The organism is Aeromonas sp. DNP9 (genome assembly GCF_001728955.1).
Classification (GTDB): Bacteria; Pseudomonadota; Gammaproteobacteria; order Enterobacterales; family Aeromonadaceae; genus Aeromonas; species Aeromonas veronii.
On sequence record NZ_LYSQ01000008.1, the window covers coordinates 111,803 to 127,712 of the forward strand.

The 15,910-nt window shown below is 46.8% G+C and carries 14 protein-coding genes; all 14 read right to left on the reverse strand.

Features of this window, described 5'->3' with window-relative positions; translation table 11 throughout:
* Positions 1 to 45: 45 nt before the first annotated feature.
* The 14 genes from A9G06_RS07455 to A9G06_RS07510 all read right to left on the reverse strand — a co-directional run bounded on the left by A9G06_RS07455 (position 46) and on the right by A9G06_RS07510 (position 15,706).
* Positions 46 to 2,157, reverse strand: a complete 2,112-nt coding sequence (locus A9G06_RS07455; protein WP_069554771.1) for a YjbH domain-containing protein — start codon at positions 2,155 to 2,157, stop codon at positions 46 to 48.
* Entirely contained in the window at positions 2,157 to 2,903 is a 747-nt protein-coding gene (locus A9G06_RS07460; protein WP_069554772.1) for a capsule biosynthesis GfcC family protein, read from the reverse strand. The genes A9G06_RS07455 and A9G06_RS07460 overlap by 1 nt, the downstream gene beginning before the upstream one ends.
* Positions 2,900 to 3,544, reverse strand: coding sequence for a YjbF family lipoprotein (locus A9G06_RS07465; protein ID WP_069554773.1), 645 nt, complete (start codon positions 3,542 to 3,544; stop codon positions 2,900 to 2,902). The genes A9G06_RS07460 and A9G06_RS07465 overlap by 4 nt, the downstream gene beginning before the upstream one ends.
* A gap of 57 nt (positions 3,545 to 3,601) precedes the next feature.
* Positions 3,602 to 3,862, reverse strand: a complete 261-nt coding sequence (locus tag A9G06_RS07470; RefSeq protein ID WP_069554774.1) for a hypothetical protein — start codon at positions 3,860 to 3,862, stop codon at positions 3,602 to 3,604.
* Between the two features lie 280 nt (positions 3,863 to 4,142).
* On the reverse strand, positions 4,143 to 6,317 hold the full coding sequence (locus A9G06_RS07475) for a polysaccharide biosynthesis tyrosine autokinase (RefSeq protein WP_069554775.1): 2,175 nt from the start codon (positions 6,315 to 6,317) through the stop codon (positions 4,143 to 4,145).
* A 62-nt stretch (positions 6,318 to 6,379) separates the two neighbouring features.
* On the reverse strand, positions 6,380 to 6,808 hold the full coding sequence (locus A9G06_RS07480) for a protein tyrosine phosphatase (protein ID WP_069554776.1): 429 nt from the start codon (positions 6,806 to 6,808) through the stop codon (positions 6,380 to 6,382).
* A 235-nt stretch (positions 6,809 to 7,043) separates the two neighbouring features.
* Entirely contained in the window at positions 7,044 to 8,159 is a 1,116-nt protein-coding gene (locus A9G06_RS07485; protein WP_139126181.1) for a polysaccharide export protein, read from the reverse strand.
* 321 nt (positions 8,160 to 8,480) lie between these two features.
* The gene (locus tag A9G06_RS07490; RefSeq protein ID WP_069554778.1) at positions 8,481 to 9,647 is read right to left on the reverse strand and encodes a nucleotide sugar dehydrogenase; all 1,167 of its coding nucleotides are present in this window, start codon (positions 9,645 to 9,647) and stop codon (positions 8,481 to 8,483) included.
* Between the two features lie 5 nt (positions 9,648 to 9,652).
* The gene (locus tag A9G06_RS07495; protein WP_253182315.1) at positions 9,653 to 10,414 is read right to left on the reverse strand and encodes a glycosyltransferase family 2 protein; all 762 of its coding nucleotides are present in this window, start codon (positions 10,412 to 10,414) and stop codon (positions 9,653 to 9,655) included.
* Positions 10,415 to 10,438: 24 nt separating this feature from the next.
* Positions 10,439 to 11,194 carry a glycosyltransferase gene (locus A9G06_RS21390; protein ID WP_083243745.1) on the reverse strand — a complete coding sequence of 252 codons (756 nt, stop codon included), beginning with the start codon at positions 11,192 to 11,194 and terminating at the stop codon, positions 10,439 to 10,441.
* A 72-nt stretch (positions 11,195 to 11,266) separates the two neighbouring features.
* Positions 11,267 to 12,379, reverse strand: a complete 1,113-nt coding sequence (locus A9G06_RS21395; protein ID WP_216093211.1) for a hypothetical protein — start codon at positions 12,377 to 12,379, stop codon at positions 11,267 to 11,269.
* Between the two features lie 184 nt (positions 12,380 to 12,563).
* On the reverse strand, positions 12,564 to 13,394 hold the full coding sequence (locus A9G06_RS07500; protein ID WP_069554779.1) for a glycosyltransferase: 831 nt from the start codon (positions 13,392 to 13,394) through the stop codon (positions 12,564 to 12,566).
* Positions 13,395 to 14,648, reverse strand: coding sequence for a hypothetical protein (locus tag A9G06_RS21890; protein ID WP_171903381.1), 1,254 nt, complete (start codon positions 14,646 to 14,648; stop codon positions 13,395 to 13,397).
* Between the two features lie 35 nt (positions 14,649 to 14,683).
* Positions 14,684 to 15,706: an exopolysaccharide biosynthesis polyprenyl glycosylphosphotransferase gene (locus A9G06_RS07510; RefSeq protein ID WP_227016188.1), complete on the reverse strand. Its 1,023-nt coding sequence runs from the start codon at positions 15,704 to 15,706 to the stop codon at positions 14,684 to 14,686.
* Between the last annotated feature and the right edge of the window lie 204 nt (positions 15,707 to 15,910).

The following is a 15,910-nucleotide window of genomic DNA, read 5'->3' on the forward strand; positions in this document are numbered from 1 at the left end:
TCATACAACCATATTCAGAGCGCTTTACTCAAGCTATAGCATTAATTAGTCAGGAAATGACGCGTTGCTACTCAAACTGTAAAGACTGTATTTTCTAGCCAGCATCTGCCCCCCATCTCTGGTCAATGGCATCCAGCCAATTGAGCCTTTGCTGGTTGTCGGGCGCAGCAACATCAAGTCGAAGGGAATCGTCACATAGATACCTTTAGTGAAACTCCCCTCTCCATACTCATCAGCAGACACATCAGTCAGCGTTGCAAACACCCCTGCCACCACGCCGGATGAGAATCGTTTGGAGAGATCCAGTGTCGCCCCGACATCCCCTGCCAGATAACGACCAATAGAGAGCTGGGCAGTCACATCATCAACATAGGGCAGTTGCCAATAACCGGTCACATGGCCTGTTGCCACATCGTAATCGGCCATCCGCAAGGTATTGTTCCAATCCCGTTGCTTGACCCAGTTCACATCAGCCGCAATCGCCCATGAACGACCAAAAGGACGATACAGCAGTTCGGCACCACCACCGGCGTACATCATCTCCAGATAACCGGCATAAGCCTGACCATACCACTCAGGTGAGAACTGCTCGAAATGGGTCGCTTGCAGGTTGTTAAGCAATACATCGGAGGAGCTGACATATTCCCGGATCCAGGTTCTCACCCTGGGCAAAGCATTCCCGTCCAGCGGTGGATTCTTGTAATTGAACTTGTCGTAGTTATTGGCCAGGTTCACAAATACCGTGCCCCCCAGCCAGTTCTTCTCGGTCACCCGCCAATCACCATTGAAGTTGAGACCAAGCTGATACATGTAGAAAGACTCCGGCCCCCCAACAGACTGGTTCAACACCGGATCCACGCTGTAACTCAGCGCCGAGCTGCGACTTTCATGGCGAACTGGTGCCGACGGTGCATTGGCTGCGATGACATCCGACTTATAAGTAGTCTCTTGTCCCAATGGGAGGTCACTGTTTGCCAACCGTACAGAGTCCATGTCCACTACAGTCTCACGGATATCGAGCCCTTTCTTCTGCTCAACGATATGCAGAGAGTGAACCGAAGCGGGCAACGCATTCGCGGCCAATAATGACATTCGATCTTCGGCTTCATCTGGCTTGCGATACTTCAGCTGCTCACCGCTGACAAAAACACGATCGTCCGTGCCATACCAGACCAGATCACGATATCCGGCATTGCTTTTCGTCTGCGCACTGAGTGCAGCCCAATCGACATCATCCAGTTGGGCCGGACTCTTTTCCGGTTGATACTCGGGCCGGGGCTCATCCAGATGAGCCTGCTGCAACTCATTAAAGTTGGTGCGCATAGTAATACCCCACATCAGGGTATTGCCACGCTGATAGCTGAGATGAGTATCCATATTATCGAAAATACGATACACGGCACCGATGTTGACAGGTGAGCTATGCGGCAAGGCTCCATAGCCGCCTTTGCTGTTACGGGCCGCATACTCGCGGCTGTAATCATTACCGTCATATTCCAGCTTCAGACGCAAGGGGCGCCATGGCGTCTGATACTCGATACCGCCAAACAAGGCCGCTGGGCCGTGGAACAGACTATCGACCTCAAATTTGCCGCCATTGCCCGCATAACCATCATTACGCTGGCACCAACTCTCTTTGTATTCACAGAAGGGGTTCTTGATATTGCCGCTCTCGGCCATATTCCCCCAGCCCATTCCAAGGGTGAAATCAAACGGGCCATAACGTTTACTGGCAACAACGTACTCACTATCGAACAGGCCAGTACCCATCAAGTCTCTGAAGCCCAATGATACTTGGGGTAAATAATCAGACTCTTGCCAAAGTCGGAATTTAAAATCCATCGACTTGTCTTTATAAGTCTGATCCCCGCTGAACTGCTCGTAAGGGCTATACAGGCGAGTTCTGACATCGGTATAACGCAGCGTGGCCTCAAACCAGTCAAAGGGCTGCATGGAGATCGACCAGCGTCGATACTCTTCGTTATCCATGTAGTTGAAACTGAACTCGCCTTCTGCGGCCATTCTGGCGCTGGGCATCTGCAGCAGACCTGCCCCACCGAAATCACTTTGCGATGGGCCATAGGGATCATTCGCCCCGGGTGCAGCAACACAAACGGTCGAGACGGCCAGGGCAATATATGAAAGTTTTGGAATCATTAATGAGGCACCCTGTTTGCAATTATCTCGGCGATCCGCTGATTTATTCCGGTAAATGAAGAGGGCAACAGGTCAGGATCAAACCCGACCAGCAGTGCAGCCCCCGCCATGGGTTCACGATGAAGCTTGTTCCAGACGGCAACGGAGACCATCTCGATATCACCGGTTGGCTGGATCAACAGCAGATGAGCCGAGTCGGCCCCCTCCAGCAGCGCATCACGCTTCCAATATTCATCGACACCGGCACCGGGTATCAGAGGCAGCGTGGGGAGTGCTTCCATCAAGCCAAACATGGCAACCTGAGGCTGGCGGGCAGCAACAAACAGTCGGTAGTTGCCTTCCAGGCGAGGGTTATCCTGCGGGGAGCGCTGGGCATTGTCAGGATCAACTATCACAGGCAAGCGGCCGGTAACGGTGATGCCTTCGAGTTGATGTGCAAGACGAGCCGCAGAAGAGGCTCGTTGAGCCTCACCTTCACTACGCCATATGCTCACCAGACTCTCCAACTCACGGATCACCGCCGCTTGCTTGAGCTCAAACTCATGTTGACGGGCCGGCGTCGTAATCTGGGCAGAGCGCCAATAGATGGGTGATGGCAGCAGCTTGTTTCTCAGCAAGGCGTCAAGGCGTGCCCCTTCACTCAAGGTGATGGGATCTTGAAGACGCCCCTGATAGTAAATGCTGACACTGGTATCCGCGAAGCAAGCACCGGACAGCAATAAAAGAGATAGGGTCAGTTTTTTCATGACGAGAATGGCTTCAAAATGGTGAGTTCAATGACCGGCAGATCAGGGCCGAGGTGTTGCTGGGTTTTCACTACCTGTCCATTAACCGGATCTCGCCAGAAAACGTTGGTCCAGGATTTCCCCCCCGGGAACATTGAAACCGTCTCTTCAAAACGCGTAGCTGAAACTCGGCGCGTGACCAGATCCAGCTCATCCTGTGCGGCACGGACCATCTTCCCTTCAAGACGGTAGCCGCTGAGATAGCGCTGTTCCCACTCTGACAAGGCACTCCAGTTGGCTGATGAGGTAGCAGCCATCGACAGTGGGTCGGCAGAACCACTCTCGCTCATGACCAGGTCATTTTCCATACCGACAGTTTTAATGACACGACCGTGGCGGGTAATAATCATGACCCGATCGGCTGTCAGCCAGGAGAGTTCATCTCCATTGACATAAGCCAATACCACGAAGATCCGCGGGTTATCACCGATTTTCAGATAAGCGCTTGCATAAGGCAGTTTATTGACATGCTCGGCACTGACGGTCACATCATCAGCCCCCAACACGGCATATTTGATAGTTTCGCTCGTCACAGAAGCAGTATTTGAACAACCGGTGAGAGATAACAAACCAAGAAAAACAAGATTGCGCGATAAAGACATAGAGTGACCACAGTGACAAATAAAAAAATAAGGCTGCCAAAGCAGCCCTATATCATATTAACGAGTACTGGTTGTGGTTCCGGTACCACGGCCGGCATCATCGTTGGAGTTGGCATTTGCAATGGCAACACCAGCAACAACCGCAGCACCTACACCGACGGCAACAATGGTGCCAGTCCCGATGGCTGCAGCACTAGCAGCACCAGCACCTGCGGCACCGGCAGAACCGGTGGATGCAGTAGCAGCAGCTTCTTCAGCAGCCATCACACCATGAGAGAATGCCATGGCAGCAGCCAGAATCAGGGCGGTTTTTTTCATTTCATCTTTCCTTGTTTATTGTCTACTTGTGGCTCGGAGAAAATATGGCATGACAACAATGCTATTACCATATATCCCTTTACCAGCGCATTGCCATGTTCACAAAAAGTTAAGTAACTCATTGTAAACATAGATAATTGCAAATATAGCATACCATCGGGACGCTATTATTGCACTGAAATACAGGTTGCATTCGAAAACTATTTTATGGTGGTCATAAAAAAGGTGCGCCATGAAGACGCACCCTGCATTCACCTATTGCGGTTATCCAAACAGAATGTCAGGCTTTTTCCTTGCTGCCATAACTGTATTGATAATATCCGTAGTTACCGTAATAACTGCTCGCCTTCTTCTCGACCGCGTTGAGCAAGATCCCCTTGATAGCGACCCCGTTTTGCTCGAAGCGGCGAATGGCCACCTCGACCTCTTTGACCGCAGTCTTGGCGAAGCGGGCAACCAGCAAGGATGCTCCCACATGCTGACCAACGATGGCCGCATCAGTGACCGCCAGGATGGGAGGGGAGTCAACGATGACAAAATCGTAGTGCTCGCTCGCCCAATCCAGCAGCGCTTTGAAACGAGGGTGCATCAACAGCTCGGAAGGGTTGGGTGGCACAGCCCCACGACAGACAAAATCAAGGCCATCAAACCCGGTCTGGCTCACAACCTGTGCCAGCTCTGTCTGACCCGCCAGATAGGCACTCAGGCCAGCGCCCATCTCCTGCCCCATAACCTTCTGCATATAGCCTTTGCGCAAGTCGGCATCGATAACCAGCACCTTCTTGCCGCCCAGAGCCAAGGTGGCAGCGAAGTTGGTCGACACGAAGGTTTTGCCAAGGCCCGGGCCGGGGCCCGAGATCATCACTATGTTGTTTTTGGCTTCCATCATGGCGAAGTGAAGACTGGTTCGCAGACTACGCAGTGACTCCATCGCCAAATCGGCCGGATTGCGCGCAGCCAGCAAGGCCTCGTTGAGAGGCATGACCTGCCGCCGCTTCTTCTGCTGCTGCTCGATGGTGGCCTGCTCAGAGGAGTAGGGGATCGTGGCATAGACCGACAGCCCCATCTCTTCCAACTGTTCCGGGCTTTCCACACCACGGTGGAAGGCAGCGCGCACCAGGATCAACCCCACTGACAGCATGCCACCCAGCAGTGTCGCCAGTACCACGATCAGCGGCTTCTTCGGCTTGACGGCACGGGTTTCAACGGCGGCATCATCGATGATCCGCACATTGCCGATAGTGCCCGCCTTCATGATATTGAGCTCCTGCTGCTTGTTGAGCAGCTGGACGAAGATCTCCTGACCGACCTGTACATCACGGGTCAGACGCAAAATCTCCTGCTGGGTTTTTGGCAGACGCTTGATCGACTTGTTGATCGCATTTTTGGTATTCATCAAGGTCTGGCGCTTTTCCATCAGGGCGATGTAAGCGGGGTGCTGGCGGGTATAGAGTTGCTGCAACTCCGCTTCCCGGAAGGTCAACTCATTGAGCTGCTTCTCAAGACCCACCATGGTATCCAGTGCGGCTTTCGCTTCCAGCGACAGATCGACCGACTCATTCTGCTGGCGATAAACATTCAACTGCTCTTCAGAACGATTCAGCTCCTCTTTAACCTGAGGCAGATGCGTCTGCAAGAAATCCAGGCTCTTCTGGGCCTCTTCGGTCTTGCGTACCACATTCTGCTGCAGATAGTTCTGGCTGATGTTGTCGAGCACCGCACGAATGCGGCCCTTGTCTTCCCCTTCCAGCGCCAGCGAGATGATCCCGGTATTTTTGCCCTTTTCACTGACCTGAAGATCACGCTGCAACTCGGCAATCACATCCAGTACCGGTTGTTTGACCAGCGTGAAGACCTGCCCCTCATCGGCTGCCACATCAGACAACAGCAGGGTGACATCCTCTTTTTCAAGCAGCTTGCCTACCTGACCTTCCAGCACCCGCCCCTCAACCTCAAGGGTAAAGTGCTTGTCTTCACCCAGGGTCAATGTGATCGGTACATCCAACAGTTCAGGCGCAACTTCAAAACGGCTTACCGCCATCTTGGGATAGGGGTGCCCCATCAGCCGTGACAGACCACGGCCAACCAGCGGGAAGAAATTAGGAGTCGCGACGGTGTCGAGATGAAGCTCTTGTACCGTACGGCCAAGCACCATACGAGAAGTCAACAGCTCAATTTCGGCAGCGGCATCGGGCTGTTCACCGCCCAATACATCAGCCATATCCCCGAGCAGCGCGGCACCACTGGCTTTTTTCTCCACCTGCAGCAAGGCGTTTGCCTTGAAGACCGGGGTCGCCAACAGAGCGTATGCAACGCCAAGAACCATAAACAGAGCGGTGATCGTCACAATCCACCAACGGCCATCGATCAGGTAACCCAGCAGGCGCCCCAGATCGATCTCGTCATTCTCCACCGCGGCACTGCTCTGCCGGGACGAAACAGAAGAAGTCGTCATTAAACACAATCCATTTTTATAGTCAGATACAACCCAAACACCACCAGACGCTGCGGATGTCGTTACAGTTTTTTCACCCACCCATCGGCGCTACGCACCAACAGCTGGTAAACATGTTCGTAAGCTTCCCGGCTCAGACGATAGGGATCGGGCACTTCACTCTCCCCCTGCCAGTGGCCAAACAGCATGGTTTTGCCACGAGCCCCCGGGTCGATAGCCGTGACGGCAGAGATATGCCCTTTCTCCATCACCAGGATCAGATCGGCATCCTGACAGAGCTCGCGGGTCAGTTGGCGCGCCGAGTGTCCCTCAAGGGAAAGCCCATGCAGCTGTGCCACCTCGCTCGCGACCTTGTCGGCCGGCTTGTCAACCAGGGCACTGACCCCGGCAGAACTGACCTGACGGCCGGGCAAACGCTCGCGAAGCAGTCGTTCACCGGTTGGGGAGCGGCAAATATTGCCCACACACACCACAAGAATTTTTTCAAACATATCGCTGTCGCTCTTAAAAAATAAAATCTGCAGCCACCGCCCCTCACTACGTGCATCTTCCTGAAGCAAGGCGGGTAGAGGGCATAGCCCCCTGCCCTATCCTCCCCGTATGTCACCGTATCAAGGCAACAAACAACCGGAGATAAGGGAGGCATCAGCCCCCCTCAATGCCGTCTCCCTGAGGGAGTGCGGCTACACGTCAATCCAGCGGGAGAGGTTAAGCAACATCACGGCCTTACCAGTTGCGAACCCGCAGCATGCCTTCTGTCAGCTCGTTAAAGCCGTTGATGGAGGGCACCAGCTGACTCAACACACGATTCCAGCGCGTCACCGGCGCCGTGGTGACATAGACCACGTCGTAAGGTTGCAATGCAAACTCGGTCCCCATCACCAGCGCGGTGGCATCACTCAGGTCGAGCTGATAAATGGCGGCTTTCTCTTGGGCTTTGGCAGCGGGGCGCAATACGAAAATGCCGGTCGCATTGGCGGCATTCTGGTTAAGGCCCTCGGCACTGCTCAGTGCTTCTGTCAGGCTCATCCCCTCACGACCAATGGTCAGAGTCGATGCCTTGTTGACCTCACCCATCACAAAAACTTTCTGGGCATCGTTGCGCGGCACGTAGAGCATGTCGCCGTCACGCATCAACTGATTGTGAGAGAGATCCCCATACTGCAACAGATCCTGCATGGAGAGCGGGAACTCCTTGCCCTGGCGGGTCAACACCACATGGTGCCAATCCGCGGTCGGGGTCAGCCCGCCAGCCAGATTGAAGGCATCAAGCAGAGTCATCGGCACATTGGTGATGGGCTGGGCGCCCGGCTTGGTCACCTCACCGGAGATATAAACCTTCTGGGAGCGGAAAGCAGCAATGCTCACATCCACCTGTGGGCTCTCGATAAACTGGGCCAGACGCTTGGCGATATCGGTACGGATCTGTGCGACAGTTTTCCCCACCACGTCCACCTTGCCGATATAGGGGTAGAAGATGGTGCCATCGGCATGCACCCAGTTGCCCGCTTCGCTGGCACTGCGGTAAGAACCGGCCGGAATGGTCAACTCGGGGTGATCCCACACAGTGACATTGAGGATGTCGCCCACACCAATCCGGTACTCGTAACGGCTGATCTCGCTATTGAGCTCGGGGTTGGCCTTGCCCACCACCGGCGCCTTGCGCAACTGGCTGATCAACGCAGGTGTAACCGGATAGACATCTGCCAGCTGATCAACATCAACGGAACCCGTAGCCACCTCGGTTTTGCCACTGGTGGAAAGATTGGTACCGGGCACCACAGTGCATGCACTGAGCAGGGCCACGGCCGACAACAGAGGAATGAGCTGAATCCTTTTCACTACCACACCTTATTAAGCTTGCCATCAAGAACTGAACGGAAAAATCGCCGTATGATAGCGGAAAACACGGAGAATTCTGAGATAAATTTACGGATAAAATCACAGCAACAACGGAACCGCTCAATATAAGCAGAACACTGACAATTCAATGGATATATGCCCATCTTCAAGCACACTATCTTCGGTGCTGATATTAAAATCAGCCTTGATTTGCCAACAGGTTGAACCAGATATGTGATTGAATCGCACCAACGTAATATTTAACGACTTTTTTACAAAAAAATGCGATTCCCTCAGCTTGAGGGAACCGCTGTCGACATATTAGTCACTACCAAACAGATCGCGGGTATATACCTTGTCTGTTACATCGCTCAACTCTTCAACCATACGGTTGGCCAATATCACATCACAACTCTCTTTGAATTGCGCCAGATCGGTAATGACTTTGGAGCGGAAAAACTCGGGCTCACTCAAGGTGGGTTCATAAATGACCACTTCAATCCCTTTTGCCTTGATCCGCTTCATGACCCCTTGAATGGCAGACGCTCGGAAGTTATCTGACCCCGCCTTCATCACCAGTCGATAGATACCCACTCGTTTTGGATTCTTGCGGATCACCGAGTCAGCTACGAAATCCTTACGGGTGGTATTGGAATCCACAATCGCTCGGATCAGGTTATTCGGTACCTGGTTGTAATTTGCCAGCAGCTGCTTGGTATCTTTCGGCAAGCAGTAACCACCATAGCCAAATGACGGATTATTGTAGTGGCTACCAATACGGGGATCGAGACCGATACCATCAATAACCTGGCGACTATCGAGACCATGCAATTGGGCATAGGTATCGAGCTCATTAAAAAAGGCAACCCGCATGGCCAGATAGGTATTGGCAAACAGCTTGATCGCCTCGGCTTCTGTGCTGTCGGTAAACAACACAGGCACATCTTTCTTGATCGCCCCTTCCAATAGCAAATTGGCGAACACGTGAGCCCGCTCGGAACGCTCACCCACTACAATGCGAGACGGGTGCAGGTTGTCGTAAAGGGCGCGACCTTCACGCAAAAACTCCGGCGAGAAAATAAGATTGTCACACCCCAACTCTTCACGCAGCCGAGCGGTAAAGCCAACCGGAATGGTGGATTTGATCACCATCACCGCATCTGGATTAATAGCCATAACATCCTTGACCACAGACTCAACCGTGCTGGTATTGAAGTAGTTGGTTTCGGGATCGTAATCGGTAGGCGTCGCAATAATAACGAAGTCTGCCCCTTGATAAGCCTCTTCTTTATTAAGGGTGGCTCGCAGATGCAGATCACGGCTGGCCAGATAGCTTTCAATCTCTTTATCGACGATGGGGGAGCGGCGCTGATTGATCAGCTCAACCTTGCTGGCAATCACATCGACGGCCACCACTTCATGGTGTTGCGCAAGTAAAACAGCATTTGATAAACCGACATATCCCGTGCCAGCAATAGCAATTTTCATATTATTTATACTCTATGTTTTAACAAACCATTTAATGCATACCAGCAGAAATACCAACTGGATTTAAATAAATTCAACTGAACAACCGTTCTGTAAAATTCCCACTGATACTTTGCTGTATTTATCTTATTCTGTGTCATACCAGTATCCGTGCGATATTTAGCTAATACATCCGGTAGACTATATGCAGCCTCACACTCTTTCAACAAGGTAAGCCAGAGTCCCATATCTTGCCGCTTTCTAATAAGTGGCATTTTCTTTTTTCCCAAAACCTCAGCATTATACACAGCAGTAAGGCAGCCGATGACGTTACCATAAAGAAGTTGCTGATATGTAACTGAGCTTGGTGCCACAACGACGCCACCGTCACCATCTTTCGAAAACTTTTGATAGGATGAAAATGAGAACAAGTATCCATTTTTCTCCATAAAAGAGATCTGATTGGAGAGTTTATTCTCAAGCCAGAGATCATCAGCATCCAAAAATGCTATATATTTTCCCTTGGCAATATCGATGGATCTATTTCTTGAAAAACCAGCACCAGAATTAGTTTCATTACGGGTAAATTTAATCCTGGAATCCGTACAGGCATATTCTCTAAGAATCTCCAACGTGTTATCACTCGAGCAATCGTCGGTGATAATCAGCTCCCAATTTTGATATGTTTGTTTTAAAACACTGTCAATAGAATCAGATATAGTCAAGCTGGAGTTATACGAAGGCATTATAATAGAGATTAAGGGTGGCATATATTCTTTAAGCATCATAAAACCCTCAATAAAAACATGAGTTCACCCACCATTTTTCCAGAAGTAAAATAGAAATCTAGATTTAGAGCCTATAAGAGAAAAATTTTTTATAAAAAAATAAAAGCTAGCCATGATACAAAGAGGAAATCCAAAAGCCTCTCTAAATAAAATAGCTCTCGATATAAGCTGTCCCTTTCCAGATAAGTTCATTCCTGAGCTATATTTGGGGTGAGAAACAATGAGCCTATCATCAAACACAAAGCCAGATATTAATTTAGCTTTAAGAAGTCTCGATAAAAAAATAGGCTCATCGCAAGCTGGATATTTGTTGCCAGCCCCCATATATATAGGGAAACGAACCCCTTCATCTTTAATCACATTATTGTTAAGTATGATTTGTATAGTCCCGACATTTAAGACATCTAATATAGAATCAGAACTTTTTTTATTATAAGCTTTCATCGAAAAGCCATCTTCATCAATAACTGATGATATAATAACTCTATTTTTATCTCTATGCTCTAAAGTATTGAGTAAATAACTTATAACATCTTCAGTTATATGCACATCATCATCCATAAACCAAAGCCATTCAGTGTCACATAACTCAATAGCAGTATTACGGCTATGTGTAACACCAATACTACTTAACTTTATTAACTTAACATTACTTGGTAGCTCCATATCAGCATCACTAGATGACTGCCAAAGTATTATATAAAGGACCCTTTTATCAAAGGTATATTCATTTATGAAATCAATTCTATCACCAAAGGTGGATATAGCAATTGTTAACATTTTTCAAAACTCTACCATCGCGTTATATAATAGAGCTAGATAATAGCCCACATAATGTCATTTTATCAATCACTAATTCACCAAACAACTCGAGCTATATTTTTTATATGCATGACCATATGCTGAAATAAAGAATATAAGGCCAACTTGGCATAATAGCGTCCAGAATACCTCTCCCTTGTAATGTAGCAGTAACATCATGCTTATGAAAATAATAGATGCAGACTTTCTAATTTTAGAATTTATTATTTCTCTGGAAGGCATCATCACTAGAAAGAAAGAAATTATTATAACAACAGTAAATGGCACACCAAGAGCAAGAACATCCCTCATATAGCCCGCATCAGTATGCCCATAGTATGTACCATCTAAATTTAAATACTGTCCATCACCATGAAGCAATGTGCTTGTGGATAACGGGTAATACATCTGAGCTAGCACATCTGTAGAGCTTGTTCTAACTTCACCATACTGAATATAATTATAAATTGCTTCAAAAGCAAAATACATGAATGAATCTATTTTTTCTTTTAATGATGGTGCAAGATATGGAAGAAAATTTATCAGTATGGCTGATAGTATGAAAATTAAAAATACCTTTTTTAAAATCATCCCAGCTGTTGAACTTATGTTTACCAAAAAAAATACAAAGCCAAATACAACACCGAAGATTACAGTACGCCCGACGGACAGAAAAATAATTGAACATACTAGTAATAGTATATAAACCCACGCCCTGTTACTGAATTGATGTTCCATCACGTAACATATATATGTCATAGATGCAAGAAGAACTGCTAATCCAAAGAATTGGCTACCAGATAAAGCTAAACCTCGAATCCCTCCCCCATAATATTGCTCGGCGATATCAACACTATTTGTAGTTCGAAATATATCAAGTGCACTTTTGAAGGCAGGGCTAGCAAATGAGGCTAAGATAATTGAAGCTTGTACCACCAAACAAAGTAAAATTATTGTTGGTAAAGAATTCCGTCCAGCATTGGTATAAATAACCGCTGCGACAAATGCTCCACTACCTCCATATATTAACATTCCAACATATATTTTCATGAGTGAGTAGTCATAAGCCCCAGACAATATTGTTGACAATGAATAATATAACAGTGAAGTAAGCAAAAGCAGCATCCCATATATTACATGGCGTGTTTTAATAAAAGACCACATGATATTGATCACTTTATTATCGCACAATGGAATCGATAACAATAACGCAATACATAGGGAGTTATAAAAAAATGGTACGGGAAAAGAGAACAAAAAAAGAAATACAATCAATGTACAATATAATGTTTTCATTGCTCCTGCCTGACGCTTGCTATATATTTATTGACATTGTCATGAAATGGTTTCATCTTTTTATAAACAGATATCCCAACTGAATTATTGCTGCCATTTTTTTCCTTTGTTTTAATATAGTTAATGCAGTTTGATATCCAAAGCGACCTTCAATATATAATGCACTCAACGTATTAACTTCAGCATCAGAGAGTCTGTTTTTGAAAAGATGATTTCTGGCAGCCTTTGCCATATTCATCTTCTGTTCGACGAAATTTTGTCTAGATACGCTACTATTTAAGACTCGATATTTCAGTAGAACTTTATTTATCCCTCCGAATTTATATTTTTGAGAAAGTCGAACCCATAGTTCATAATCCTCGGAGTGCTTATATCTCTGATCATAATACAAGTCATCATTCAAAATGCTTCTATTTATCATTACACTGGGGTGTGCAAATGGCGAACCAAGTAGACAAATGGTCTTCAACATAAAATCAGAATTATAAGTCTTCCTCGTGCTTATATAAGCACCACTTTCATTAATGTATTCGTATGCGCAGCCAACTACAGCCACATCAGGATGAGTATTTAAATATTCAACTTGCAACATAAACCTATCCACATGAGATATGTCATCTGCATCCATTCTTGCAATGTAGTTATATTTAGCGCGTACAATACCTTCGTTTAATGTCGCAATTAAACCCTTGTTTTCTCTGCTAATTATTACTAGGCGAGAGTCAATGGCAGCATATTCTTTTAAAATATTAAGTGTACCATCAGTGGAACCATCATCGATACAAATAAGTTCAAAGTTAGTGTAACTTTGAGCCAGTATGCTCTCAACAGCATCTCTCAAATATTGTTCACCATTATAAATTGGCATGATAACACTGATCATTTAAATTCGTCCCATAATTATTTCTTTCGACTTGATATAAATAGGTACAATCAATAGATACTGTATTGCTATCGCAGCTATAAAGCAATATTCAATAGCGCCATATCGGTGAGCAAAAATAACGACCAGAGGAGTGATTATATAATTTAAAATTGATAGACGATAAAACGGTTCATCTTTGAATGTTCTAAAATACATAAAAACTATTTCATGTGCCAAAATTGCAAGCCTCATTATTGCGATCTGCAATACCAATCCAGTCACAAGAAATCTGTGCTGTAAATTAAGAACATCTAGTTTAAGAAACAATATAAATATGGATGCAATAATGATGTAGCCAAATAAACCAAAATATAACGCTTGCTTTAATATGGGTACTGTATCTGAAACTTTATTTCCCGCAACCAAGTTTCCTAAATGAGATCTCTTTGTCTGAATCCATGCTGTCATGGCGATAGCAAGAGCATTAATGATTGAATTTGTTGCGCCATACTGACCAGCAAAAACAGCATCGACGTATTTATAAAAATAAACAGAATATATATTCCAATAGAAGTATCCAACAATCCAAACCAAGGATAACTTATACTGAAATGACAACATGCTCTTGGCTACAGCAATGGATCTTTTTACAGAGCTGCTTTTATACTCATAAAATATAGTGGAGTAGTCACTCTTGAACAAGACCACATTTGCCAAAAACATAGACAACTGCGAAATAAACAATGAGTATAAACCAGCACCTAGCCATAATGATATTATCAAGCTGACTGAGTATGCTACACCACTAATTAGTTTTGATAAGTAGACTTTTTCAGCGTTAATTCTACCTTCTTCAACAAGTGGGACAATGTTATTTAGTATGTTTAAACAAAACAGTAGGGAGTACAATAGCCAAGGCATTAGCCATATTGATTTACTCGTATCCGCAAAGACCCATTGGGCATACAAGTGTGAACTTAACAATACTAATAGTGACATTACAGTAAAAAAACATACCGCAACTCTCACATAACTATTAAAATGACTTTTTACTTTTGTAGCAGATAAGTGCTGTACAATAGCAGTTGAAAAGCCAATTTCAAATATCCATTGAATGGTCGATATTGAAATGAAGGTATAATAAACCCCCTGAACTTCGGGGGTTAGCTTAGTTGCAACCAAAAGAACCGCTAATGGTCCGCTCATCAGTTTAAGAAATAATGAACAGATAGAATATAATGCGGATCTGTTTCTGATTATAAAATTATGCATGAATTAAATCTTGTTACTCACGATGATAGCAATGGCTATCGCCCCATCCCAAACAGCACAGTCTTGACTGTCAGCAGCAGGATCTTGATATCCAACATCAGGCTTTGATGCTTGATATAGAAGATATCGTATTTATGCTTCCACACGGCATCTTCAATAGATGCTCCGTAGGGGTATTTGACCTGGGCCAGACCGGTAATGCCGGGCTTGACCGCATGACGGAAGCGATAGTACGGGATAACGGCTTCCAGCTCTTTGATAAATACTTCCCGCTCGGGTCTTGGGCCAACCAGAGACATTTCGCCTTTAAAGACGTTGATCAGTTGCGGCAGTTCATCAATACGGGTCTTGCGAATGAAACGGCCAACACGAGTGACTCGGGCGTCGTTCTTGCTTGCCCATTGAGCACCATTTTTTTCGGCATCGTTTCGCATAGAGCGGAATTTGATTACGTCGAATTCCTGGTTGAACAGGCCAACCCGGGCTTGACGATAAAAGATGGGACCAGGTGATTCCAGTTTGATAGCCAGCGCAGCAAGCAAGCCAATGGGAATGGCAACCAGACTGAGCGCAATGGCAGAGACCAGATCCAGCGCACGCTTGACAATGCGATTGGATGGACGGGAGAGGATGGAGAAAGATTTCATGTGCAGGAAGTAGCCGCTGTGCAGCAACTCCACTTCAGTGCGGCCGAAGCGACGGTCCAAATAACTGACCAGCGGTTCAACGTAGGCGCCATATTTGGTGGCCAGCACCAGCATTGCGGCCAGTTCATCGGGAAGGTCACCACTCTTGTAATGCACAAGGGTTTTACCTTTCAGGGCCGAGAGGTCTGTCACATTGAAGTTCAATGTGAACGGATAATCAGCAAGCACCCGTTCGATAAGCTTTTTGTCATTGTCACTGCAGTAAACATAAAGCTCATCACTTTTCATGTGAACCCGCTTAAGCTCATACACCAGATTACCAATATCCAGCGAATGGCTCTCGGCCGTCAACTGTTCATTCGCAGCAATCCCGAAGGCTGCACTACTGTCTATTTTATTATGCATTCCCATAAGCTCTCTTCATGTCTATACCCAGAGAAACAACCATCGAGGTTTGTCTCATCGGCATTTGACTGCCACGTCACGTAGATTTTGTGTTTCCCTCCGGCAGCTTGTCGAAACGAGCCGCAGCAAGAAACGAACAAAGAAAAAAGATTGATTTTTATTTGAAAGCGAAGGGCTGGACAGGAGGAACTCGGCAAACTCGTCGAGTTG

Excerpts from the sequence above, each read along its gene's own strand:
- A9G06_RS07465 (WP_069554773.1), bottom strand. The coding sequence starts at position 3,544 with ATGTCTTTATCGCGCAATCTTGTTTTTCTTGGTTTGTTATCTCTCACC.
- A9G06_RS07470 (WP_069554774.1), bottom strand. The coding sequence starts at position 3,862 with ATGAAAAAAACCGCCCTGATTCTGGCTGCTGCCATGGCATTCTCTCAT.
- A9G06_RS07510 (WP_227016188.1), bottom strand. The coding sequence starts at position 15,706 with ATGGGAATGCATAATAAAATAGACAGTAGTGCAGCCTTCGGGATTGCT.
- A9G06_RS07495 (WP_253182315.1), bottom strand. The coding sequence starts at position 10,414 with ATGATGCTTAAAGAATATATGCCACCCTTAATCTCTATTATAATGCCT.
- A9G06_RS21890 (WP_171903381.1), bottom strand. The coding sequence starts at position 14,648 with ATGCATAATTTTATAATCAGAAACAGATCCGCATTATATTCTATCTGT.
- A9G06_RS07480 (WP_069554776.1), bottom strand. The coding sequence starts at position 6,808 with ATGTTTGAAAAAATTCTTGTGGTGTGTGTGGGCAATATTTGCCGCTCC.
- A9G06_RS07455 (WP_069554771.1), bottom strand. The coding sequence starts at position 2,157 with ATGATTCCAAAACTTTCATATATTGCCCTGGCCGTCTCGACCGTTTGT.
- A9G06_RS07500 (WP_069554779.1), bottom strand. The coding sequence starts at position 13,394 with ATGATCAGTGTTATCATGCCAATTTATAATGGTGAACAATATTTGAGA.
- A9G06_RS07490 (WP_069554778.1), bottom strand. The coding sequence starts at position 9,647 with ATGAAAATTGCTATTGCTGGCACGGGATATGTCGGTTTATCAAATGCT.
- A9G06_RS21395 (WP_216093211.1), bottom strand. The coding sequence starts at position 12,379 with ATGTGGTCTTTTATTAAAACACGCCATGTAATATATGGGATGCTGCTT.
- A9G06_RS21390 (WP_083243745.1), bottom strand. The coding sequence starts at position 11,194 with ATGTTAACAATTGCTATATCCACCTTTGGTGATAGAATTGATTTCATA.
- A9G06_RS07460 (WP_069554772.1), bottom strand. The coding sequence starts at position 2,903 with ATGAAAAAACTGACCCTATCTCTTTTATTGCTGTCCGGTGCTTGCTTC.
- A9G06_RS07475 (WP_069554775.1), bottom strand. The coding sequence starts at position 6,317 with ATGACGACTTCTTCTGTTTCGTCCCGGCAGAGCAGTGCCGCGGTGGAG.